Here is a 22308-nt window from a genome sequence, read left to right as displayed (position 1 = left end):
CTACCGTTCGGACGCCGACGCCGCACCTGCGGCGGCGGCCACGATCAGGTCGGCGCACCGCTGATAGCCGAGGCGTCCGCTGTTGAGGCAGAGGTCGTAGTGCCGGCACTCGCCGAACCGGGTGTTGGTGAAGAACTGCTGGTAGCGGCTGCGCACCTTGTCCATCTTCGCGATGTACTTCTCGGCATCTTTGGGCTGCACGCCGTCCAGCTCGACCGCCCGGGCGATCTTGGCGGCCAGGTCGCTGCTGTAGACGAAGGAGCTCAGGCACGGCAGTTCGGCGTTGCGCAACACCCAGTCCGCGCATCGCCCGATGAACACCGCCGGGGCCACCCGCGCCGCCTCGGTGATCACCTCGGCGATCGCCCCGTACATCCGGTAGGGGATGGAGTAGATCTCGGCGTCGAAGCCGCCCAGGACGGACATGTCGAAGTAGGTGCCGGTCACCACCCGCTCGTCGAAGCTGGCCAGCTGGTCGGTGGCCAGCCCCCGCTTGCTCGCCGCCTCCTGGAGCACCCGGGTGTCGTACAGCTCCATGCCGGTGCGCTCGCTGATCAGCCGTCCGATCTCGCGGCCGCCACTGCCGAACTCACGATTGATCACGATCGAGCGGTTCATCGTTGCTCCTCACGACGCGGACGGGCCGAAGCCGACCCTCTGCTTCGACGGTACGCCGCCCACGCCAACGCTGCAGGCGTTGGGCAAGCGAGGCGAAAGGAGAACGATCGATCGACAAAGCCGATGGTGGGCCTAACTGGACTTGAACCAGTGACCTCCGCCTTATCAGGGCGGCGCTCTAACCGTCTGAGCTATAGGCCCGCTTGGGCGGGAACACCGAGAGACAACACTACCGACTCCGGTGTCACCCGCTCAAATCGTCCGCCGGCCCGGACCGCTTCACGTGGAACGGTCCGGACCGGGGCGCCGTCATGGCCGCTGGGCGCTCACCGTCCAGCCGGACTCGGTCTTCTGGCCGTAGACCGAGAACAGGTAGGCGCTACCGGTGTAACCCCGCCCGTTGGTGGCCTTCGCCGAGCACTTGTAGGTGACGCTCAGGGAGCCTCGCACGGTCATGTCGGACGAGTTCAGGGTCGGCTTCATCCGGTCGATCGTGTTGGTGCCGGACGGCGTGCAGGCAATGCTGCTCGCCTTGAGTTTCACCCCGGAAGGCTCCCGGAAGCGGATGCCGCACTTCTCGTTCACCAGGCCGCCCGGCTTCTTGCACGAGTTGACCAGGCTCTTCGTGGCCGTCCGGAACGAGGTCAAAGCGTTCTCGGACAGCTCCACCTTGATGCTGTACACGTCGGTCGATGAGGTGAGTCCCTCCACCACCACCTTCGTCTTGCTGAACGTGTAGGTGTCGCCGTCGGTGCCCAGCGTGTAGCCACCGGGGAAGACCTGAATGGCGTCCACCTCACCGACCTTGACGCCGTTGACGGTCAGGCCGGTGTCCGCGGGGCTGAACGGGCTCATCGACAGCCGCGCGGCGATCCGGGTCATGTACCAGCGACCGTCGCGCGCGGTGAGGGTGAACTTCTCGGTCTTGGTGCGGTCGTTGATCGAGTACTCGGCCTGAATCTGGGCGCTGTACTTGGACGCCTCCAGCTCGGTGAGCTTGAGGTTGGTGATCGGGTTCGCGGCGACGGCGGCCATCATCACCTCCTTGGTCAGGAAGGTGCGGTCGGGCAGGTCGTCGCGGACCAGCCCGAAGATGGTGTCGGGGTCGCTGGCGGCGAGGGCGTCGAAGTACTTCTGCACCGTCTCGGTGGCTGACCCCGCGCCCACCCCGGTGGACGCGGTCGCGCTCGGCGAGGTCGGCGTCCCGGCGGTCTGGTTGCCCCTGCCGAACTGCAGGAAGGCGATCACCAGGGCGATGATGACGACCACGGCGCCGCCGATGATCAGCGGCATCTTGTTGGCCGGCTTCTTCTGCCCGGGCGGTGTCGGTGCGCCCCATCCGGGCCCGGGCGCGCCCGGGCTCTGGTAGCCGGGTTGGCTGGCCGGCTGACCGACGGGCGGCTGACCGAAGCCCTGAGCGGGCGGCGGCGGGCCGTATCCGGCCTGGGGCGCCGGAGCGTAGCCGGGTTGCCCGTAGCCAGGTTGGCCGTACCCGGGCTGGCCGGCGGACGGTTGTCCGAAGCCTGGCTGGTTGGGGGGTGGGCCGCCGGGAGGCCCGTACGGGCTTCCGGCGGACGGGTTCTGTCCAGGATCGTTGGGACGATTGGGATCAGTCATGCCAGATACCTCAGGTAGGGATTGGTTGAGCCAACCCTAACTGCAGCAGGGCTCGTCGGCTGCTCAGTCCTCGGCGAGGGTGAGTTCCAAACCGCCGAGGATGTTGGCCGACAGGTTGTAGAGGAATGCGGTCAAGGTGCCGATCGCGGTCAGCAGCACCACATTGATCACCGCGATCAGCGCGGCGATCCCGAGCACCTTGTTGGTGTTCACGAAGTCCTCGATGCGCACCTGGGTCTGGTCGTTCGGATTCTGCAGCACGCTCTGCAACATCTCGTTCACCGCGTCGAACAGCCCGGACGCCTGGATCACCGACCACACCACGTAGGTGGCGAACCAGAACATGATCCCGAACGCGATCGAGAACAGGAACGACGTCTTCATCACCGACCAGGGATCGATCCGCGAGAGCCGAAGTCGCGCCTTGCGGGTCCGCCGCGACAGCGAGCGCGGACCCGCGCTCACCACGGACGGCCGCGCCGCCGCGTCGTGTGCCCCAGCCGCGGGCTGGGCGTGGAAGGCGTCCGGGGTGGCGGCGACCGGCGAGCCTCCGCCGGCACGATGCACCTCGTCGCCGGGGCGGCCGGCGGTGGCCGGATGCCACACGTTACCTGCCACGGGCGTGCGGGAGTTGCCCTGCTGGTCGCTCATAGTCCTCCTCGACCCTCGTCAGTCGGCGGGTTCTGCGGGTCGGTGTCATCGGCCCTAACGGTATCCGACCCCGACCCGGAATCAGACCCTGCCACCTGCGTCGATTCTTCACCATCGGTGCCGTTCTCCGGGTAGAGAGCGATCACCGATACCGAGTCGTCGCCCTGGACGTGGACGAACTTCACGCCCATCGTGTCGCGACCCTTCGGCGGCACTTCGCTCACCGACGACCGGATGATCTGCCCGGAGGTCTTGATCGCCATGATCTCGTCGTTCTCCTGGACGACCAGCCCGCCGACCAGCGAACCGCGGTCGTCGTTGAGCTTCATCGCCTTGATCCCCAGGCCGCCACGGCCCTGCTGCCGGTATTCCGAGACCGCCGTCCGCTTGGCGAAGCCGCCGTCGGTGACGGTGAATACGAACCGGTCGTCCTCGGGCATGTCGGCGTCGATCACCGCCATCGACAGCAGCGAGTCGTCGGCGCGGAACTTCATCCCGGTCACCCCCGACGTCGCCCGTCCCATCGGACGCAGTTGCTCATCGCTGGCCGCGAACCGGATCGCCTGGCCCTTGCGCGAGATCAGCAGCACGTCGTCGGCCCACGAGCACAGCTCGGCGCCGATCAGTTCGTCGTCGTCATCGCGGAAGCTGACCGCGATCACGCCGGCCTGCCGCGGCGAGTCGTAGGCCAGTAGCGCCGTCTTCTTGACCAGCCCACGCCGGGTGGCGAGCAGCAGGTACGGCGCGTCGGTGTAGCTGCGCAGGGTCAGCACCTGGGCGATCCGCTCCTCGGGCAGGAACGAAAGCAACCCGGCCACATGGCCGCCCTTGGCGTCCCGGCCGGCCTCCGGCAGCTGCCACACCTTCGCCCGGTAGACCCGGCCGAGGTTGGTGAAGAACAGGATCCAGTGGTGGTTGGTGGTGGCGAACAGGTGCTCCACCTCGTCGTCGACCCGCAGGCTGGCGCCGCGAACCCCCTTGCCGCCGCGCTTCTGGGCGCGGTACTGGTCGGTCCGGGTGCGCTTGGCGTAGCCGCCGTGGGTGATCGTGACCACCATGTCCTCGTCGGGGATCAGGTCCTCGTTGGACAGGTCGCCGTCGGCGGAGATGATCCGGGTGCGCCGGTCGGTGCCGTACTTCTCGACGATCTCGGCGAGCTCGTCGCCGATGATCTTCCGCTGCCGCACCGGTGAATCCAGGATGTCCTGCAGGTCGGCGATCAGCCGCTCCAGCTCGGCCAGCCGGTCGATGATCTTCTGCCGCTCCAGCGCCGCCAGCCTGCGCAGCTGCATCTCCAGGATCGCGTTGGCCTGCACCTCGTCGATCTCGAGCAGCTCCATCAGGCCGGTGCGTGCCGTCTCGGCGTCCGAGCTGGCCCGGATCAGCGCGATCACGGCGTCCAGGGCGTCCAGCGCCTTCACCAGGCCGCGGTAGACGTGCGCCATCTTCTCGGCCTCGGCCAGCCGGAACGCCGTCCGTCGCTGGATCACGCTCAGCTGGTGCTTGATCCAGTGCGACAGGAACTGATCCAGCCGCAGCGTCCGCGGCACGTCGTCGACCAGGGCCAGCATGTTGCAGCCGAAGGTGTCCTGCAGCTGGGTGTGCTTGTAGAGGTTGTTCATCACCACCCGCGGCTGGGCGTCGCGCTTGAGCACGATCACCAGCCGCTGGCCGGTGCGGGCCGAGGAGTCGTCGCGGATGTCGGCGATCCCGCTGAGCTTGCCGGCGTTGACCAGTTCGGCGATCTTGGTGGCCAGATTGTCCGGGTTGCACATGTAGGGCAGCTCGGTGATCACCAGCAGGGTGCGTCCGGACTTGTCCTCTTCGATGTCGATGACCGCCCGCATCACCACCGAGCCGCGGCCGGTGCGGTAGGCGTCCTCGATGCCCTTGCGGCCGACGATCAGCGCGCCGAGCGGGAAGTCGGGGCCCTTGATCCGTTCGATCGCCGCCTCGAGCAACTCCTCCTTGGTGGCGTCGGGATGCTCCAGCGACCAGTGGACGGCGTCCGCCACCTCGCGCAGGTTGTGCGGCGGGATGTTGGTGGCCATGCCGACCGCGATGCCGGACGAGCCGTTGACCAGCAGGTTCGGGAACCGGGCCGGCAGCACCACCGGTTCGGTGTCGCGGTTGTCGTAGTTCGGTTTGAAGTCGACGGTGTCCTCGGTGATGTCGCGGACCATCTCCATGGCCAGCGGCGCCATCTTGCACTCGGTGTACCGCATCGCGGCCGCCGGGTCGTTGCCGGGCGAACCGAAGTTGCCCTGGCCGGCGACCAGCGGCGCCCTCATCACCCAGGGCTGCGCCAGCCGGACGAGGGTGTCATAGATCGCCGAGTCGCCGTGCGGGTGGTACAGGCCCATCACCTCGCCGACCACCCGGGAGCATTTGTTCCAGCCCCGGTCGGGGCGGTAGCCGCCGTCGTACATCGCGTACAGCACCCGCCGGTGCACCGGCTTCAGGCCGTCGCGGACGTCAGGCAGCGCACGTCCGACGATGACGCTCATCGCGTAGTCGAGGTAGGACCGCTGAATCTCGACGTTCAGGTCGATCTCGTCGGTCCGGGCCTGGGTAGGCTCGGTGCCGGTGTCGTCGCCCGGGGTCGCGAGGTCGTCGGCGGGATCGACCGGGTCGCCGGGGAGGAGACCGTCGTCGGTGGGACCGTCAGTCATGCATGCTCTCCGTCACACTCAGATGTCCAGGAAGCGCACGTCTTTGGCGTTGCGCTGAATGAAGTGCCGGCGGGGTTCGACCTCTTCGCCCATCAGGATCGAGAACATGTTGTCCGCGGTGGCGGCGTCCTCGAGGGTGACCTGCAGCAGCGACCGCTTGCCCGGGTCCATGGTGGTGTCCCACAGGTCGTCGGCGTTCATCTCGCCCAGACCCTTGTAGCGCTGGATCGGGTTGTTGTTCGGGGCCGGCAGCTTCTTGCCCGCCTCGAAGCCGGCGTCGCGCAGGTTGTCCCGTTCGGCGTCGGAGTAGGCCAGTTCGTGCGGGGCGTTGCTCCACCGCAGCCGGTACAGCGGCGGCTGCGCCAGATAGACGTAGCCGTGGTCGATCAGCGGCTTCATGAACCGGAACAGCAGGGTCAGCAGCAGGGTGCGGATGTGTGCGCCGTCGACATCGGCGTCGGCCATCAACACGATCTTGTGGTAGCGCAGCTTGTTCACGTCGAAGTCGTCCTGGACGCCGGTGCCCAGCACGTTGATGATCGCCTCGACCTCGCGGTTCTGCAGGATCTTGTCCAGCCGCGCCTTCTCGACGTTCAGGATCTTGCCGCGGATCGGCAGGATCGCCTGGATCCGCGGGTCGCGTCCGCCCTTGGCCGAGCCGCCGGCGGAGTCGCCCTCGACGATGAACACCTCGCATTCGGACGGCTCGGTCGACTGGCAGTCCGACAGCTTGCCGTACTGGCCGGTCTTCAGCAGGCCCTTGCGGCTACGGGCGATGTCGCGGGCCTTGCGGGCCGCGAGCCGGGCGGACGCCGCCGCTTGGGCCTTGCGGACGATGTCGCGTCCCTCGGCCGGGTTCTTCTCGAACCAGTCGCCGAGCAGGTCGTTGGTGACCCGCTGGACGAACGAGCGCGCCTCGGTGTTGCCCAGCTTGGTCTTGGTCTGCCCCTCGAACTGCGGCTCGCCGAGCTTGATGCTGATGATCGCGGTGAGGCCCTCGCGGATGTCGTCGCCGGAGACCCGGTCCTCGCGCTTCTTGATCAGCGCCCACTGCTCACCCCATTTGTTGACCGTGTTGGTCAGCGCGGCCCGGAAGCCCTCTTCGTGGGTGCCGCCCTCGTGGGTGTTGATGGTGTTGGCGAAGGTGTGCACGCTCTCGTTGAACGACGAGTTCCACTGCATCGCCACTTCGAGGCTGAGTTGCTGCTCGTCGTTGCTGGCGTCGATCGCGATCACCGAGGGGTGGATGGTCTCCTTGCTGCCGGTCAGGAACTTCACGAAGTCGATCAGGCCGTCGTCGAACCGGAAGGTGTCGCTGGGCGCTTCCTCGTCGTCCTCGACGCGCCGATCCGACCGCTCGTCGATCAGTTGAATGCTCAGGCCTTTGTTCAGGAACGCCATCTCGCGGAACCGGGTGGCCAGCGTCTCGTAGGAGTAGGTGGTGGTCTCGAAAATCTCCGAGCTGGCGTAGAAGGTGACCGTGGTGCCGGTGTCGTCGGACGGCTCCAACCGCTCCAGCGGCGCGTCCGGGTCGCCCAGGGTGAACGACTGCTGCCAGTGGTAGCCGTCGCGGCGGACGTCGACGGTGAGCTTGCTGGACAGCGCGTTCACCACCGAGGCGCCGACGCCGTGCAGGCCGCCGGAGACCTTGTAACCGCCTGCGCCGAATTTGCCGCCCGCGTGCAGCACGGTGAGGGCCACCGTCACCGCCGGGATCTTCTCCTTGGGGTGCATGTCGACGGGGAAGCCGCGCCCGTTGTCGATCACCTGGACGCCGCCGCCGTCGAGCAGCCGGACGATGATGGTGTCGCAGTAGCCGGCCAACGCCTCGTCGACGGAGTTGTCGACGATCTCTTGCACCAGATGATGCAGGCCACGCTCACCGGTCGACCCGATGTACATGCCGGGGCGCTTGCGGACCGCCTCCAGACCCTCCAGGACGGTGATGGCGCTGGCGTCGTAGTTGCCGGCCTCGACGGCATGCGCCGCCGCCCCGACCGCCCGGCCACCGGTCGTCGGTTCACTCACTTGGTACCCCTTGCTGGTCGGGTCGCATTCACGACGACACCGCCTCACCGAGCGCGTATCCGGGAGGGCCTGACGGCGGTGCCGGAGTAGCGGGCCGATGGTGGCGGCGCAACCCGTCCATTCTACCGGGTGGAGCTTCCAAGCCCCAATCCTGGCGCGCGGTGGGAGGTCGATGGCTCATCAGGAGGGCATAGAACGGCCCTCTGAGCCGATCTCCCCCCGTTGACGGCCCCCCATACTCCCGGCGCATCTGCGGGGTTCAGAGCAGCGGAGGATCCTTCGGTCGGGTGCACCGGGCCCGGCTAAGCTGCTGCGGTGACTCAGCCCCCCGGTCCGGCGATCGACGGCGCCGGCCATTCCGGTCCGGACGCCTTCCCGGCACCTTCCGGACCCCCGGCCGGCGGAGTGCACCGATCCGTCCCCGCGCTGTGGATCGTGCTGATCGCGATCGTCATGGTCGTCGGCGGCAGCTGGCTGGGCGGCGGCTTCCAGCCGGCCACCGGACGGCTCGCCAGGATCCCGCCCGGCACCGAGGTCGACCTCGGCCCGCTCTCGGTCTCGGTGCAGAGCGCGCAGGCCACTGAGCGCACCGGCGGCTCCTGGACGGTGTATGTCTTCGGACGCTGTCGCAACAACGCGGAGGCGCCACTGATCAGCACCCGGGACCGGCTGGTCCGCAACGCGTTCTCGATGCAGCACCCGGTCGATCGCGAGGTGACCGGCGACGGCAGCCTGTTCTTCGGCCCCGGCGAGCGGATCGGCAGTTCCACGGTGCTCAATCCGGGAACGCCGATGGTGCCCTGCACGCTGGTTTTCAACCCCCCGTCGTTCCCGGACACCGATTTCATCTCGGTGGGGGCGTCGGTCCTGGAGTGGATCGACGCCAGCCCCACCGGTGAGGGCGACATGGTCTGGTCGGCCAGCCGGACCGGGTACCGGTTCGAGGTCCCGGTGTCCATCGAGCGGGCAACCGGTCGGTGATCACCGATCCGGGGTGAGCAGCGGAAAGGCCGAGCTGCCCCGGTAGCCCACGGAGGGCTGGCCCAGACCGGCGAGCGCACCGGCGGCGTCGGCGGGAATCAGGTAGATCTGCTCACCCCGGGGCTCCCCGTCGCCGGGCTTGCGGCCGCAACCGGACGGCAGGCTCCGGCCACCGGAGTAGTCGAGGCTGCTCAGCGGGTTCCACCGCCGGCCGTCCACGGCGAGCAACACCAGCGCGCAGTGGCTGCCGTCGGGCGGCGGCTGGTACTCGATCACCGCGACCACCCACAGCGCCCCGGCCGGCGACGGCTGATCGCCGCGATCGGTGACCAGCACCTCGGTCACCGTGAGTGACGCCAGCCGCATCGGCATTCCGCCTTGGGGCAGCGGGTCGGCCATCGCACCGGGCCCGGTCTGTTGCCAGTGCTGGACGCCGCGGGCGTTCAGGTAGGCCGTCCAACCCACGACGGCGGCCAGCACCGCCAGCACGGCGACGGCCGTCAGCAGCCACTCCCGGCACCGTCCGCTCATCGAACCACCTCGGCGTTCCCCCGCCGGGCTTGGACGGTGCCGTAGCCGTCCTTCTCCAGCAGGGCTGCCACACCCTGGGCGGTGATCCCGAGGTCCACCTCGATCGCCGGATCATAGGCGTAGATCGGGGCTCGGTCCAGGAAGGTCACCGTGAACCCGGCCAGGTCGTCCGGACTGATCTCGAAGACCACGTCCTGGCTGATCCGGAAACCGGGCTCGGGCACCGACGGCGGCTGCCGGGCGGCGAAGGTTCGGCCGTTCGCCGCACCGCCGACCTGCCAGCTGGAGCTCTTCCGCGCTCCGTCGGTGGTGACGGTGATGTTCACGGCGAGGAAGACCACCGGCGTCCGGCCGACGAACACGGCGTCCTCGTAGAGCACCTGACCGATCGACGACGAGTTCACCGTCACCGTGGAGTCGTACAGCCGTCCCGGTTTCCCGACCGCGACCCGGGTGACCTGCTCGCGCGGGAACTCGCCGGTGTAGCCGTGCAGCATCACCATCGCCAGGCAGGCCAGCACAGCCACCAGGGCGTTGGCGACCCGTCTGCTCATCGGTCCGGCCCGGCCGGATGAGGAACTGCCGGCTGCGGCTCGGGCGCGGTCGGCTGTGTTCTGCCGGACCGGCTTGCCAGCAGGGTCAGGCAGGCCTGGAACGCGGCCGCCAGCAGGGCCCAGCGCAGCGGCTCCCCGACTGCGGTGACGACCAGGTCGATCGGCGGTCCGGCCACCGACCAGAACGTCACCGGATGACCGCCGAGCACCCAGAACAGCCAGCGTCGCAGCCACTCCTCGCCGGTCACCAGCACCCCGTAGCAGAGCACGAACGCCGCGAAGAAGGTGGCCCCCACCCCGGTCACCAGCCGCACCGACTGCCAGGTCGGCAGGTATTTGTCGTTGAGGTCGCCGAAGAAGGCCTGCTGCACCTCCAGCGCCAGCCGGCGCTCCCGGTCCCCCACCTCGATCCGGGACCGCCGGGCCCGGACGGATACCGGCTCGCCGCGACGCCACAGGTCGGCGGTCGAGATCACCTGACTGCCGAACACCAGCGCGGCCAGGGCGAGCCACAGCATCGGCTCGACGACCATCGCACTGATCCCCGGCCAGACCACCTCCCACCACCAGCTGCCGAACTGGGCCAGCACGGCGGAGATGTCGAGGCCGGTCCAGGCCAACAGCTGCTGCAGTCCCCAGCCCGGGTAGTCCAGCCAGACCCGGAAGGTCCGCTCGTCCACCCAGTGCCGCACGCTCACCAGCAGCTGCCGTCCGCTCAGTACGACCATCAGCAGGAAGAACCCCTCGACCAGCGCCGCCAGCAGACCGAGCGGACGGAAACCGGTCCGCTCGAACCACCACTCGACCAGCCGCCGGACCAGGTACAGCCCGACGATGAGGACCAGGAGCAGCCAGACGCCGTGGCTACTGCTCTGCGGGTTGAGCTGCGCCAGCACCGGCCGTTCAAAGGTCAGCCCGCCGAACACGTAGTAGTCGACCTGGATCTCGTTGGCAGCCTCGGTGACCACGTCGAAGACCGCGTAGATGCCCAGGAACGGCAGCAGCGTGATCGACAACAGGTGCGAGATGGAGGTGTCCCGCGGGTCGTCGTCGGGCAGCGGGACGGACTGCCTGATCCGCAACTCCTCGCCGGCGATCCGCAGCCCGAGGATGATCGACGACAGCTTGATCACGAACCCGAAGGACAGCATCACCAAGGACAGCCAGGCGCTGACGTCGACCACCATGGCCGCCAACTGGGCGAAGACCCGGTAGCCGAACCAGCCGAGCACGACGACGGTGAGCAGCCGCGGCAGGGTCCGCCACCACACGGTCGCGGTAGCGGTCACCAACTGATTCAGGGCACTCAACAGGGAGCGGACGGCCTCCATCGCGAGTGATCCTAACCGGCGGCGGGTTTTCGCGACCGGTCCGCGGGGGACGGTTCTTTCGTACCGTTTGGTGACCAAGAGAACCGTCCCCTCGGTCACTGGGGACGGTTCTCCCGGTCACCGGGGACCGTCCCCTTGGTCACTGGGGACGGTTCTCCCGGTCACTCAGCCGTAGGTGTCCCGCGGTCCGCGGCCGTCCCGGACGCTGCGCCGACCATGCTTCCAGCTCGGGGCGTCCGGTCCCTTCACCACGATCCGGGTCACCGTCCCGTCGCCCAGCTGTTCGTTGAGCCGGGCGACGATCGCCGGCGCCAGCAAACGCAGATTGGTTGCCCAGGCGGTCGAGTCGGTCCGGACGGTCAGCACGGCCTGGTGAAAGCCCTCCGGTTGAGAGTGCTCGGCGTTCGCAGCCCCGACCAGGTCGGCCCAACGGCCGAGCAGATGGTGCAGGCTCACCGAGGTCGACCAGCCGCGGCTGGCGATCAACTCGTCCAGGGCCTCGCCGAGCGGCTGCGGATCAGCGGCGTCCCGGGTCCGCTCGGGTTTGGGCTTGCCGGACCGCTTCTTCCGGGGCGAGGGCGCGGACGGCACCCCTTGCGCGTTGCGGGCGATCAGCCGGGCCAGGTCGACCCCGGCCGGGTCATGCTCGGACATCGTCACCCGCCCGGACGGCTCCGTCGCCGACGGTGTAGCGGCGACCACCCAGCACGTCCGGCACATCGGCGGCGACCGCCGCGGTGATCAACACCTGCTCGGCCCCGGCGATCATGCCGGCCAGCCGCTCCCGCCGCACCTGGTCGAGTTCGGCGAACACGTCGTCGAGGATCAGCACCGGCTCGACCCCATCGGTACGCAGCAGATCGAACGCGGCCAGCTTCAGCGCCAGCGCGAACGACCAGGACTCCCCGTGCGAGGCATAGCCCTTGGCCGGCAGCTCGCCCAGGCCCAGCACGATGTCATCGCGGTGCGGTCCGACCAGGCAGACCCCCCGGGCGATCTCGTCCGAGCGTCGCTGCGACATGGCCAGGATCAGCCGGGCCTGCAACTCTTCGGCCGATGTCTCGGGCGTGGGCCCGATGCTGCTGCGATAGTCGAGCACGGCGTCGTTGTTGGCCGGGGCGATCGCCGCGTAGGCCCGCTGGACGTGTGGCGTCAGGTCCGCCAGCGTCCGGACGCGGGCGTGCACCAGTTCGGCGCCGAAACCGGCCAGCGACTCGTCCCAGACCTCCAAGGTGGCCGCTGCGCCGTCCGGGACCGCCCGGGAGCGGCCCGACAGTGACTTCAACAAGGTCGAGCGTTGTCGCAGCACCCGGTCGTAGTCGGCACGAACGCCGGCCAGCCGGGGCCACCGGGTGGTGATCAGTTCGTCGATGAACCGGCGCCGCTCGCTCGGATCGCCTTTGACCAGGGCCAGGTCCTCGGGCGAGAACACCACCGTGCGCAGCGCGCCGAGCAACTCGCGCGGCCGGCGCAGCGGCGCCCGGTTCAGGCTGGCCCGGTTCTGCCGTCCGGGCAGCAGCTCGACCTCGAGCAACAACTGTCGCGGATCTTCCAGCCCGGCCTGCACCCGGGCCCGGACGATGGCCCGCTCGGCCGCGTGCCGGATCAGCGGAACCTCGGACGCGACCCGGTGCGAACCCAGCGTGGCCAGGTAGTCGACCGCCTCGATCAGGTTCGTCTTGCCCTGCCCATTGGCGCCGGTGAACGTGGTCACGCCCGGCTCCAGCGCCAGCTCCACGCTCGGGTACGAACGGAAGTCCGCGAGCGAGAGGTGGGTGACGAACACGCCGTCACCTTACGGCAGTACCGCTAGCGATCGCCGTCGGCTTTGACCGCGTGCCCGCCGAACTGGTTCCGCATCGCGGCCACCATTTTCATCGACGGCGAGTCGTCCTGCTGCGAGGTGAACCGGGCGAACAGCGCGGCGGCCATCGTCGGTACCGGGACGCCCAGCTCGACCGCCGCGTTCACCGTCCACCGCCCTTCGCCCGAGTCCGCGGCGTAGCCCTCGATGGTGGTCAGGTGCGGATCGGCGTCCAAGGCGCGGACCATCAGGTCGAGCAGCCAGGAGCGGATCACCGTGCCCTCACGCCACGAGTTGAAGACCTGCGGCACGTTGGTCACGTTGCCGGCCGCCTCGAGCAGTTCCCAGCCCTCGGCGTAGGCCTGCATCAGGCCGTACTCGATGCCGTTGTGGACCATCTTCGCGAAGTGCCCGGCGCCGACCTCGCCGGCGTGCACGAAACCGTAGTCCCCGGCCGGCTTCAAGGCATCGAAGATCGGACGCGCGAGCGCCACGTCGGCCGGGTCGCCGCCGACCATCAGGGCGTAACCGTTCTGGAGCCCCCACACGCCGCCCGAGACACCGCAGTCCAGGAAGTGAATTCCCTTCTCAGCGAGAGATTGAGCGTTCCGGCTGTCGGCGGTCCACTTGGTATTCCCACCGTCGATCACCAGATCGCCCGGCGCCAGTAGAGCTTTCAGCTCGTCGATCACCTGGTCGACCACCTGGATCGGCAGCATCACCCAGACCACCTTGGTGCCGCTGAGCCGGCCGACCATGTCGGTCAGCGAGGTGGCGTCGCTCACCTCGGGGTTGCGGTCGTAACCGACCACGGTGTGCCCGGCGCGGCGCAACCGCTCGCGCATGTTGTTGCCCATCTTGCCGAGGCCGACCAGACCGAGTTCCATCGCTGTCTCCGCTCCACATCGTGACCCGTTGCGACAGCGACGGTACCCGGCGCCGACTCAGGCCGGTAGCCGCATCAGCATGATCACGTGCCGGTAGTCGGTCTGCTGCTCGCCGTCGATCTCGCTCAGCGCGGTCAGCAGGCACGGCTTGCCGGGGGCGGTGAACGAGAAGTGCACGTAGGGCGCATCGAGAGCCGACAGGGCATCGGCGAGGTAGTGCGGGTTGAAGCCGGCCGCCGTCATCGACAACCCGGCGCCGGTCTCGTCGGTGACCACAGCCTCCAGCGCCTCGACCGCCTGGGCCTGGTCCCCGGTGGCTGCCTCCAGGGTGATCGACCCCTCGCCGATCAACATCCGCAACGAGGTGTTCCGCTCGGCCACCAGCGCCACCCGCTTCACCGCGGCGATCACCTCAGCCGTGTTCGCCCGAACGGTCACCGTGGCCTGCACGTTCATCAGGTGGCGCACCTTGGGGAACTCGCCGTCCAGCAACCGGGTGGTGATCTCACGGACGCCGGCCGCGCCGTCACCCTCGAAGCCGATCAGGCCGTCGCCGGACCCCGGGCTGGCCAGGCTGAGGGTGACCACCTCTCCTGCGGTCATCGACTTGGCGGTCTCGCCGAGAACCTTGGCGGGCACCAGCGCGGCACCGTCGGCGCGGGAGCCGGTCGGGTTCCACGGGATCTCTTTCAGCGCCATCCGGTACCGGTCGGTGGCAAGCAACGACAACGTGTCGCCCTCGATCTCCATCCGGACGCCGGTGAACACTGGCAGCAGCTCGTCGCGTCCGGCGGCCACCACCACCTGGGCGACCGCCCGGGAGAAGTCTTCGCTCTTCACCGTGCCGGTCGCCTCGGGCATCGCCGGCAGCGCCGGGTAGTCGTCGACCGGGAGCGTCTGCAGGGTGAAGCGGGCACTGCCGCAGACCAGCTCCATCCGAATGGTGTCCGCGGTGATGTCGACCGGCTTGTTCGGCAGCGACCGGGCGATGTCGGCCAACAGCTTGCCGGAGACCAGCGCCAGGCCGTCGTCGCTGACCTGCGCGGGCACACCGATCTGGGCGGAGGTCTCGTAGTCGAAGCTCGACATCACCACCTGACCGTTGGCGGCCTTCACCAGCAGCCCGGCGAGAATCGGGACGCTCGGCCTGGTCGGCAGGCTGCGCGCCGTCCAAGCGACGGCTTCGGCGAGAACATCACGATCGAGGCGGATCTTCACGGGGCTCCCTTGCTCAGTACTCCGGGACGATGATCATATCCGTGCGGTTCGGGGCCGCTTCCACATGTTGGGGACCGGGTTACTTTGAGTGTTCTTCGTTGCACATAGATCACTCGTAGTCATCACTGCTGTGGATACTGTGGAGAACACTTGACAAGCCTTGTCAGAAGGCAATTCGCCGGTATGCGAGGGTGTGGAGAAGTCGAAATCACACGGGTAGTAGTTGCGGACGGCCTAAGGCGCGGAGGTGGCCGTCCACAGGTCGGGGGGTTGTCCACAGCACTTCTGCACCGCTCGGAGATCGGAATCGGGACGTCCCCGGAGGTGACATGGGCGGGCGGATCGCCCGGTCCCGCTACGATCCGGCAGGTTGCGGATCAGCGCTGGGCGGCGCGCTGCTTGATCCGGTTGGTGAGCTCGGTGACCTGGTTGAAGACCTTGCGGTCCTCGGTCATCAGGTGCCGGATCTTCTTGTTGGCGTGCATCACCGTGGTGTGGTCTCGGCCGCCGAAGGACTGACCGATCTTGGGCAGCGACAGGTCGGTGAGCTCGCGGCACAGGTACATCGCCATCTGCCGGGCCATCACCACGCCCTGGACGCGGCTGGTGCCGCACAGGTCGTCGGTGCTGATCGAGAAGTAGTCGGCGGTCTCGGACTGGATCAGCACCGCGGTGATCGGGGCCTCGTCGCCGTTGGTGATCAGGTCTCGGAGAACCACCTCGGCAAGCTTGAGGTCGACCTCCTGCCGGTTGAGGCTGGCGAACGCGGTGACCCGGATCAGTGCGCCCTCGAGTTCGCGGATGTTGGTCGGGATCTTGCTGGCGATGAACTCCAGGACGTCCGGGCCGGCGGTGAGTCGTTCAGCGGCGGCCTTCTTGCGCAGGATCGCGATCCGGGTTTCCAGGTCGGGCGGCTGGATGTCGGTCATCAGGCCCCACTCGAAGCGGCTTCGCAACCGGGGCTCCAGGGCCTCCAGCGACTTCGGCGGCCGGTCGGAGGTGATGACGATCTGCTTCTGTGCGGTGTGCAGGGTGTTGAAGGTGTGGAAGAACTCCTCCTGGGTCTGGATCTTGGACTCCAGGAACTGGATGTCGTCGACCAGCAGCACGTCCACATCGCGATAGGCCCGGCGGAAGTCGGCCGTCCGGTTGTCGCTGATGGCGTTGATGAAGTCGTTGGTGAGCTCTTCGGTGGAGACGTACTTGATCCGCCGGCCGGAGTGGTAGCTGCGGATGTAGTGGCCCAGGGCGTGGAGCAGGTGGGTCTTGCCGAGCCCGGACTCCCCATAGATCATCAGCGGGTTGTAGGCCTTGCCGGGAGCCTCGGCGACCGCGACCGCCGCCGCATGGGCGAACCGGTTCGAGCTGCCGATGACGAACGACTCGAAGGTGTACTTGGCGTTCAGCCGTCCGGCCAGTCGCCCGTCGGGCTGGAGGCGGGCGTCTGGCTCGGCGTTGCTGGCTTCGTCGGCGGCCGCGGGGAGGTCGTGAGTCTGAGTCTCGTCGGCGACGCTGGGCAGGATGACCGTGGCGATGCCGATCGGGCGGCCGAAGTAGGTGGTCAGCCGGTCTTCCACCCAGCTGCGCAGCCGTGACTCGATCCGGCTGCGAGTGAAGTCGTTGGGCACGCTGACGATGAAGGTGCTGTCGTGCATCGTGGCGGCGCGGGTGCTGCTCAGCCAGGCGCGGGACGGGGAGTCGGCCTCCGACAGTACGAACCGCCAGGCGTCTTCCAGATCTCCCGGACCGTCGGGAGCGAGCATCTGGGTGGTCGGCACCTGGGCTGCTCCCTTCCCTGGAACGTCCTGGGTCGACCACGTCGTCCACACAAGTTTTCCACAGGGTGTGAACAAGAGGGAGGCCCGGAGGGAAACCGGCACCGCACCAACTGGCCAACGGAGCGAAACGCTAGCTCGCCCCCGGGCCATCCGCAAACTGGTGAACGGAAACTTCCGTGTTCCTCGGCGTGTCGACTCGACGCCGTCCGAGCCGCCTCGGTTTGCCCCGGATAGCCGGTGCCGCGTAACCTTGGCAGGTCGCCGCCAGCGACCCCTAACGTGCGCCCGGAGTGGGCGCATCGGTTCCAGCAAGACGTGACACTGAAACGGGGAGTACTTCCGTGAGCAAGCGCACTTTCCAGCCGAGCAATCGGCGACGCAGCCGCACCCATGGCTTCCGCCTCCGGATGCGCACCCGCGCCGGGCGCGCCATCATCTCGGCCCGCCGCAGCCGGGGCCGCGTCCGCCTCGCCGGCTGAGCAACCCCAACCGAGCCGTTCAGGTGCTGGCCAAGGCCGCGCGGCTTCGCACCGCCGAGGACTTCCGTGCCACCGTGCGCCGGGGCGTCCGGACCGGACGCCCGACGCTGGTGCTGCACATGGTGCGCACCGACCACCCGCCGTCGAGGGCGGGTTTTGTCGTGTCCAAAGCGATCGGCAACTCCGTCACCCGGAACCGGGTGAAGCGGCAGTTGCGACACCTGGTCGCCGGCCGGCTGGCCGCGGCGCCGTTCGAACTGGACGTCGTGGTGCGCGCCCTGCCCCGCCCGGGCGGCCTGGCCGACGACCTCGACTCGGCGTGGACGGCGGCGACGAAGCGCCTGATCGTCTCGTGAAGAACCTGCTGATTGCGCTACTGCGCGCCTACCGAGCGGTGATCAGCCCGCTCTACGGCCCGGTGTGCAAGTACTACCCCTCGTGCTCGGCCTACGCCCTGGAGTCCGTCACCGTGCACGGCGCCTGGCGTGGCAGCGGCCTCGCCGTGCGCCGGCTGGTGCACTGTCACCCGTGGTCGCCGGGTGGTTACGACCCCGTTCCCGGCACCGATGCCGCGCGCGCCTGGGCGGCCGAACAAGCCTTGACCTCTCCAACTCAACTCCGAGGAGCAACGTGATCCCACCGATTCCGCAGATCGTGCCGATGGACCTGTGGGGTGACTTCCTCGGTGCGCTGAACACCATGATGCAGCCGCTGTACCTGGCGGTGTCGTGGATCATGTCCAGCTTCCACTCCATCTACGCCTCGTTCCTGGGCACCGAGAACGGCTGGTCCTGGGCGCTGGCGATCATCTCGCTGACGGTGGTCATCCGGACCCTGCTGATCCCGCTGTTCGTCCGGCAGATCCGGTCATCGCGGAACATGCAGGTGCTGCAGCCGCAGATGAAGAAGCTTCAGGAGAAGTACGGCCATGACCGCGAGCGGCTCGGCCAGGAGACGATGAAGCTGTACAAGGAGGAGGGGGTCAACCCGATGGCCTCCTGCCTGCCGCTGCTGCTCCAGATGCCGATCTTCATCGCGCTCTACCAGGTGTTGTGGAACGCCTCGCAGGGTCATGCGATCGGCGTCCTCACCGTCGCCCAGTCCGAATCGCTGCGCAACGCGACCATCTTCGGCGCCAAGCTGTCCGGCATCTTCTGGCCGTTGACCGACGGCTTCGGCGCGACCCAGATCCTTTGCGCGGCGCTGGTGATCAGCATGACCGCGGTGCTATTCGTCACCCAGCTGCAGCTGATGCGCAAGAACATGCCCCCCGAGGCCTTGACCGGGCAGTTCGCCCAGCAGCAGAAGATCATGCTGTACGTCTTCCCGTTCATGTACCTGTTCATGGGCGTGAACATCCCCGTCGGTGTGCTGCTCTACTGGCTGATCTCGAACACCTGGACGATGGCCCAGCAGTACATCCTCATCCACAACAACCCTGCTCCGAACACGCCCGCCTACCTCGACTGGGAGGAGCGGATGCGAGCCAAGGGCAAGGACCCCGAGGAACTCGCCCGGAAGCGCTCCGGCAAGCGGCGTCGTCCGGCTGCCGAGGCCCCGGCGACGGACCCGACGAAGGTCGCCCGGCAGGGCAACTCCGGGGCCACCACGGACAAATCCGGCACGGACGCCGGATCGCCGGCCCAGGTGCAGCGTCAGCAGGTGCAGCGGCAACAGCCGCAGCGGTCCAACCGGGCCTCGCGCAAGCAGGGGCCGCCCAAGCCCAAGACCAACCCCGGCCAGGCCTGAGCCGACATCTCGCGCCGTCCATGCGGCGCCGACAGGAGATTCTGAACGATGAGTGAAGCAACCACCGAGCTCGAGGTCGTCGAGGTCGCCGAGACCACCGAACCCGCGGAGGGTGGCGAGAGCGGACGGTCCAAGCGCGAGCAGGCGCTGGTGAACGAGGGCGAGATCGCCGCCGACTACCTGGAGGAACTGCTCGACATCGCCGACCTGGACGGCGACATCGACACCTTCAACGAGGGCGGACGCGCCCATGTCTCGATTGTCACCGATGCGGAGATCCTGGTCGGCCGCGACGGCGAGGTGCTGGAGGCACTGCAGGAGCTGGCCAGGCTCGCGGTGATGACCGAGACCGGGCACCGGTCCCGGCTGATGCTCGACGTCGCAGGTCATCGCGACAAGCGCCGCAAGGAGCTGGAAGTGCTGGCCAAGGACGCCATCGCCGAGGTGATCGAGACCGGCGAGGCCGTCCGGCTGTCCCCGATGAACCCGTTCGAGCGCAAGATCGTCCACGACGCCGTCGCGGCCGCAGGCCTGGTCAGCGAGTCCGAGGGCGAGGAGCCCCGGCGTCGCGTGGTGGTACTACCCAAGAACTGACGATCGTGGTGGACGGCCGGGGGAGCACTCCCCCGGCCGTTCTGTGTTCCATTCGCTGATCGGGCTTCCGTGGTCTCGACGAACTCGGCCAGCGCACTATCCACCTCACAGCACGGTGCACGAACGAGAGCGTGGACGGGGGGTTCGACCAGCCATTGCATCTGCATGTAGACAAGGTGAGTGCAGATGGCAGAGACCGCATTCGGCGAGGGATACGCAACCGCAGAGCGATATGTCGACATATTGGCAAGTCGAGGTGTCGACTGGGGGCTGATCGGGCCGCGCGAGGTCGATCGACTGTGGCCGCGGCATGTGTTGAACTCGCTGGCGATCAGCGGGCTGATCGGTGAGGGCTGCACCGTGGTGGACGTCGGGTCGGGCGCCGGACTGCCGGGCCTCCCGCTGGCGATCGCTCGGCCCGATCTGTCGGTGACCCTGCTGGAGCCACTCCTGCGCCGAGCGAACTTTCTTACTGAGGTGGTCGCCGAACTCGACCTCGCCGACCGGGTGACGGTGGTGCGAGCGCGTGCCGAGGACCACCGGTCGCAGTATGACGTGGTCACCGCGCGTGCTGTCGCCGCGCTGCCGAAGCTGCTCGGCTGGTGTCTGCCGCTGTTGGCACCCGGTGGCGAGTTGCTCGCGCTCAAGGGTGAGAGCGCCGAAGGCGAGCTTCTCGACGTCCAGAAGACGCTACGCAAGCGCCGCCTGAGCGGAGAGGTGCTGGCCGTTCGGGCTGAGGGGTCCGGCGAGGCAACCTGGGTGGTCCGCATTCGTTGACGCGGGCGCATGTCTGCCGCCACGCGCCGCGCCACCGTCGAACCTCGGTCTTCCGGCGATAGGCTCGGAGTCGAGCATGATTTCGGCAACGACAGGCAGGAAACGATGACGGCCGTTTCACGTGAAACTCTCCCCCACCCAGCGAGGAATCGCCGATGACCCAATCCGTCGCACCGCGCCGAGTCGCCTACGACACCGAAGAGTTCGCCCCCAGTCCAGCTGATTTGCCGGACGTTGCTGCCGCAGTTTCACGTGAAACCCCGGAGCTTCCAGTTCCGGACGCCACCCGGGTGATCGTCATCGCAAACCAGAAGGGCGGGGTCGGCAAGACCACCACGGCGGTGAACCTGGCCGCCGGGCTAGCGGCTGGTGGCCTCAGTGTGCTGGTGATCGACCTGGACCCCCAGGGCAACGCGTCCACCGCTCTGGGCGTCGCGCATGAGTCCGGAATCGCCGGCACGTACGAGGTGCTGATCGACGGCGCCCCGATCGAGCGCCACGTCCAGCACTCCCCCGAGGCAGCGAATCTCTGGGTGCTGCCGGCCACCATCGATCTCGCCGGCGCCGAGATCGGCCTGGTGGACGTCCCGGGCCGGGAGAGCCGTCTGCTCCGAGCAATCGAGCGTCTGACCGCCCGGCACCGTATCGACTACATCTTCATCGACTGCCCGCCGTCCCTGGGCCTACTCACGCTCAACGCACTGGTCGCCGCTCGGGAGCTGCTGGTGCCGATCCAGTGCGAGTACTACGCGCTCGAAGGGGTCTCCCAACTGTTGCGCACGATCGACATGGTCAAGGGCACGATGAACGATCGGCTTCGGCTGTCCACCATCGTGCTCACCATGTACGACGCTCGGACCCGGCTCTCCGCTCAAGTGGCCAACGAAGTCCGCACCCACTTCGCTGCCGAGACGCTGCCCACCGCTATCCCCCGATCGGTCCGGGTCTCCGAGGCGCCGAGCTACGGGCAGACGGTGATCACCTATCACCGCGCTTCCGCGGGCGCGCAGGCCTATCTGGCTGCCGCCGAAGAACTCGCTCGGCGCGGATCCACTGCGAAAGGACGACGATGACCATCGCCAAACCCAGAACCGGCCTCGGACGCGGCCTCGGCGACCTGATTCACCGGACTGACCCAGAACTCGAGCCGCATCGCGAGCAGCCGCTGGCGGTGGAACCTCCACAGGGCTCCTACTACGCCGAACTCTCTGTTGACAGCATCCGGCCCAACCCGAAACAGCCGCGTCAGGTGTTCGAAGAGGACGCGCTGGACGAGCTGGTCGAGTCGATCCGCGAGGTCGGACTGCTGCAGCCGATCGTGGCTCGTCCGCTCGGCGAGGACGGGTACGAGCTGGTGATGGGGGAGCGCCGGCTGCGCGCCACCCAGGCCGCAGGCTTGGCGACGATTCCGGCGATCGTACGGCCGACCGCCGAACACGACCTGCTCCGGGACGCGTTGCTGGAGAATCTGCACCGCGCCCAGCTCAACCCGCTCGAAGAAGCGGCGGCTTACCAGCAGTTGCTCACCGACTTCGACTGCACCCAGGAAGAGCTGTCCACCCGAATCAAGCGCAGCCGTCCGCATATCAGTAACACCATCCGGCTGTTGCAGCTGCCGGCTCCGGTGCAGCGCCGGGTCGCGGCGGGCGTGCTGAGCGCCGGGCATGCGCGGGCCATCCTCGGCCTGGGCGATCCGCTGGCGATGGAACGACTGGCCCAGCGGGTGGTGGCCGAGAACCTGTCGGTGCGCGCGGTCGAAGAGATCGTCGCCCTGGGCGACGGACGCGAGCCTCGGACGCCGCGGCAGCGGATCACCCGGGAACCGAGCTCCCGGGCGTCCGGTCTCGCTGAGCGACTCGTCGAGCGACTGGACACCAGGGTCAATGTGGTGATGGGCGCCAAGGGCCGCGGCAGGATCGTGATCGACTTCGCCAACGACGACGACCTCGGACGTCTCGTCGAGCTCCTGGCCTGACCGGAGAATCGAGAGCCCGTCACCCCGGCTCGCCCGCGGATCCTCGTCGCGCGGGTTGCCCCGG

General features: G+C 68.1%; 22 protein-coding genes and 1 tRNA gene. 9 read left to right on the top strand and 14 right to left on the bottom strand.

The annotated features are described in order from the left end of the window. The 6 genes from QM711_RS18975 to gyrB all read right to left on the bottom strand — a co-directional run bounded on the left by QM711_RS18975 (position 1) and on the right by gyrB (position 7586). Entirely contained in the window at positions 1–618 is a 618-nt protein-coding gene (locus tag QM711_RS18975; RefSeq protein ID WP_415102234.1) for an AAA family ATPase, read from the bottom strand. 124 nt (positions 619–742) lie between these two features. Then, positions 743–819 (bottom strand) — tRNA-Ile (locus QM711_RS18970). 108 nt (positions 820–927) lie between these two features. Beyond that, positions 928–2235, bottom strand: coding sequence for a hypothetical protein (locus tag QM711_RS18965; protein WP_415102232.1), 1308 nt, complete (start codon positions 2233–2235; stop codon positions 928–930). 63 nt (positions 2236–2298) lie between these two features. After that, positions 2299–2886 carry a DUF3566 domain-containing protein gene (locus QM711_RS18960; RefSeq protein ID WP_415102230.1) on the bottom strand — a complete coding sequence of 196 codons (588 nt, stop codon included), beginning with the start codon at positions 2884–2886 and terminating at the stop codon, positions 2299–2301. Further along, on the bottom strand, positions 2883–5558 hold the full coding sequence (gene gyrA / locus QM711_RS18955; RefSeq protein ID WP_415102228.1) for a DNA gyrase subunit A: 2676 nt from the start codon (positions 5556–5558) through the stop codon (positions 2883–2885). Before gyrA ends, QM711_RS18960 begins: the two co-directional genes overlap by 4 nt. Before the next feature lie 18 nt (positions 5559–5576). Beyond that, positions 5577–7586, bottom strand: coding sequence for a DNA topoisomerase (ATP-hydrolyzing) subunit B (gyrB, locus tag QM711_RS18950; protein ID WP_415102226.1), 2010 nt, complete (start codon positions 7584–7586; stop codon positions 5577–5579). Positions 7587–7901: 315 nt separating this feature from the next. Between gyrB and QM711_RS18945 the strand changes: the two genes are divergently transcribed. After that, on the top strand, positions 7902–8567 hold the full coding sequence (locus tag QM711_RS18945) for a hypothetical protein (protein ID WP_415102224.1): 666 nt from the start codon (positions 7902–7904) through the stop codon (positions 8565–8567). Here QM711_RS18945 and QM711_RS18940 read toward each other — a convergent pair whose 3' ends face one another. From QM711_RS18940 to dnaA, 8 genes are all read right to left on the bottom strand, one after another. Next, positions 8568–9098, bottom strand: coding sequence for a hypothetical protein (locus QM711_RS18940; RefSeq protein ID WP_415102222.1), 531 nt, complete (start codon positions 9096–9098; stop codon positions 8568–8570). Then, a complete protein-coding gene (locus QM711_RS18935) occupies positions 9095–9652 on the bottom strand; it encodes a hypothetical protein (protein WP_415102220.1) in 558 nt (185 codons plus the stop codon). Before QM711_RS18935 ends, QM711_RS18940 begins: the two co-directional genes overlap by 4 nt. After that, positions 9649–10983, bottom strand: a complete 1335-nt coding sequence (locus QM711_RS18930) for a hypothetical protein (protein ID WP_415102218.1) — start codon at positions 10981–10983, stop codon at positions 9649–9651. The genes QM711_RS18935 and QM711_RS18930 overlap by 4 nt, the downstream gene beginning before the upstream one ends. A gap of 165 nt (positions 10984–11148) precedes the next feature. Continuing rightward, a complete protein-coding gene (locus QM711_RS18925; RefSeq protein ID WP_415102216.1) occupies positions 11149–11703 on the bottom strand; it encodes a DUF721 domain-containing protein in 555 nt (184 codons plus the stop codon). After that, complete coding sequence (gene recF / locus QM711_RS18920) at positions 11624–12769, bottom strand: DNA replication/repair protein RecF (protein ID WP_415102214.1); 1146 nt, start codon at positions 12767–12769, stop codon at positions 11624–11626. Before recF ends, QM711_RS18925 begins: the two co-directional genes overlap by 80 nt. A 23-nt stretch (positions 12770–12792) precedes the next feature. Next, a complete protein-coding gene (gnd, locus tag QM711_RS18915; protein WP_415102212.1) occupies positions 12793–13674 on the bottom strand; it encodes a phosphogluconate dehydrogenase (NAD(+)-dependent, decarboxylating) in 882 nt (293 codons plus the stop codon). Positions 13675–13731: 57 nt separating this feature from the next. Further along, on the bottom strand, positions 13732–14892 hold the full coding sequence (dnaN, locus tag QM711_RS18910; RefSeq protein ID WP_415102210.1) for a DNA polymerase III subunit beta: 1161 nt from the start codon (positions 14890–14892) through the stop codon (positions 13732–13734). A gap of 377 nt (positions 14893–15269) precedes the next feature. Then, positions 15270–16655 carry a chromosomal replication initiator protein DnaA gene (gene dnaA / locus QM711_RS18905; RefSeq protein WP_415102321.1) on the bottom strand — a complete coding sequence of 462 codons (1386 nt, stop codon included), beginning with the start codon at positions 16653–16655 and terminating at the stop codon, positions 15270–15272. 356 nt (positions 16656–17011) lie between these two features. Here dnaA and rpmH point away from each other — a divergent pair, with 356 nt between their 5' ends. The 8 genes from rpmH (at position 17012) to QM711_RS18865 (ending at position 22244) form a co-directional block, all read left to right on the top strand. Further along, on the top strand, positions 17012–17149 hold the full coding sequence (gene rpmH / locus QM711_RS18900; RefSeq protein ID WP_415102208.1) for a 50S ribosomal protein L34: 138 nt from the start codon (positions 17012–17014) through the stop codon (positions 17147–17149). Positions 17150–17172: 23 nt separating this feature from the next. After that, the gene (gene rnpA, locus QM711_RS18895) at positions 17173–17505 is read left to right on the top strand and encodes a ribonuclease P protein component (protein WP_415102206.1); all 333 of its coding nucleotides are present in this window, start codon (positions 17173–17175) and stop codon (positions 17503–17505) included. After that, positions 17502–17783 (top strand): membrane protein insertion efficiency factor YidD, encoded by a 282-nt coding sequence (yidD, locus tag QM711_RS18890; RefSeq protein WP_415102204.1) that lies wholly within the window; start codon positions 17502–17504, stop codon positions 17781–17783. The genes rnpA and yidD overlap by 4 nt, the downstream gene beginning before the upstream one ends. A 26-nt stretch (positions 17784–17809) precedes the next feature. Beyond that, positions 17810–18898, top strand: coding sequence for a membrane protein insertase YidC (gene yidC / locus QM711_RS18885; RefSeq protein ID WP_415102319.1), 1089 nt, complete (start codon positions 17810–17812; stop codon positions 18896–18898). Between the two features lie 48 nt (positions 18899–18946). Then, a complete protein-coding gene (locus tag QM711_RS18880) occupies positions 18947–19492 on the top strand; it encodes a protein jag (protein WP_415102202.1) in 546 nt (181 codons plus the stop codon). Positions 19493–19678: 186 nt separating this feature from the next. Beyond that, positions 19679–20269: a 16S rRNA (guanine(527)-N(7))-methyltransferase RsmG gene (rsmG, locus tag QM711_RS18875; protein WP_415102200.1), complete on the top strand. Its 591-nt coding sequence runs from the start codon at positions 19679–19681 to the stop codon at positions 20267–20269. Positions 20270–20424: 155 nt separating this feature from the next. After that, the gene (locus QM711_RS18870; protein ID WP_415102198.1) at positions 20425–21342 is read left to right on the top strand and encodes a ParA family protein; all 918 of its coding nucleotides are present in this window, start codon (positions 20425–20427) and stop codon (positions 21340–21342) included. Beyond that, positions 21339–22244: a ParB/RepB/Spo0J family partition protein gene (locus tag QM711_RS18865; protein WP_415102196.1), complete on the top strand. Its 906-nt coding sequence runs from the start codon at positions 21339–21341 to the stop codon at positions 22242–22244. Before QM711_RS18870 ends, QM711_RS18865 begins: the two co-directional genes overlap by 4 nt. Positions 22245–22308 lie beyond the last annotated feature (64 nt).

The organism is Micropruina sp. (genome assembly GCF_047602385.1).
Lineage (GTDB): Bacteria > Actinomycetota > Actinomycetes > Propionibacteriales > Propionibacteriaceae > Micropruina.
This window is presented reverse-complemented; position numbering and strand designations above follow the sequence as displayed.

Bases quoted from the DNA above. Each gene is read 5' to 3' on its own strand.
- QM711_RS18975 (WP_415102234.1), bottom strand. From the start codon at position 618: ATGAACCGCTCGATCGTGATCAATCGTGAGTTCGGCAGTGGCGGCCGC.
- QM711_RS18965 (WP_415102232.1), bottom strand. From the start codon at position 2,235: ATGACTGATCCCAATCGTCCCAACGATCCTGGACAGAACCCGTCCGCC.
- QM711_RS18960 (WP_415102230.1), bottom strand. From the start codon at position 2,886: ATGAGCGACCAGCAGGGCAACTCCCGCACGCCCGTGGCAGGTAACGTG.
- gyrA (WP_415102228.1), bottom strand. From the start codon at position 5,558: ATGACTGACGGTCCCACCGACGACGGTCTCCTCCCCGGCGACCCGGTC.
- QM711_RS18940 (WP_415102222.1), bottom strand. From the start codon at position 9,098: ATGAGCGGACGGTGCCGGGAGTGGCTGCTGACGGCCGTCGCCGTGCTG.
- QM711_RS18935 (WP_415102220.1), bottom strand. From the start codon at position 9,652: ATGAGCAGACGGGTCGCCAACGCCCTGGTGGCTGTGCTGGCCTGCCTG.
- QM711_RS18930 (WP_415102218.1), bottom strand. From the start codon at position 10,983: ATGGAGGCCGTCCGCTCCCTGTTGAGTGCCCTGAATCAGTTGGTGACC.
- QM711_RS18925 (WP_415102216.1), bottom strand. From the start codon at position 11,703: ATGTGCCGGACGTGCTGGGTGGTCGCCGCTACACCGTCGGCGACGGAG.
- gnd (WP_415102212.1), bottom strand. From the start codon at position 13,674: ATGGAACTCGGTCTGGTCGGCCTCGGCAAGATGGGCAACAACATGCGC.
- dnaA (WP_415102321.1), bottom strand. From the start codon at position 16,655: ATGCTCGCTCCCGACGGTCCGGGAGATCTGGAAGACGCCTGGCGGTTC.
- yidC (WP_415102319.1), top strand. From the start codon at position 17,810: ATGGACCTGTGGGGTGACTTCCTCGGTGCGCTGAACACCATGATGCAG.
- QM711_RS18880 (WP_415102202.1), top strand. From the start codon at position 18,947: ATGAGTGAAGCAACCACCGAGCTCGAGGTCGTCGAGGTCGCCGAGACC.
- rsmG (WP_415102200.1), top strand. From the start codon at position 19,679: ATGGCAGAGACCGCATTCGGCGAGGGATACGCAACCGCAGAGCGATAT.
- QM711_RS18870 (WP_415102198.1), top strand. From the start codon at position 20,425: ATGACCCAATCCGTCGCACCGCGCCGAGTCGCCTACGACACCGAAGAG.
- QM711_RS18865 (WP_415102196.1), top strand. From the start codon at position 21,339: ATGACCATCGCCAAACCCAGAACCGGCCTCGGACGCGGCCTCGGCGAC.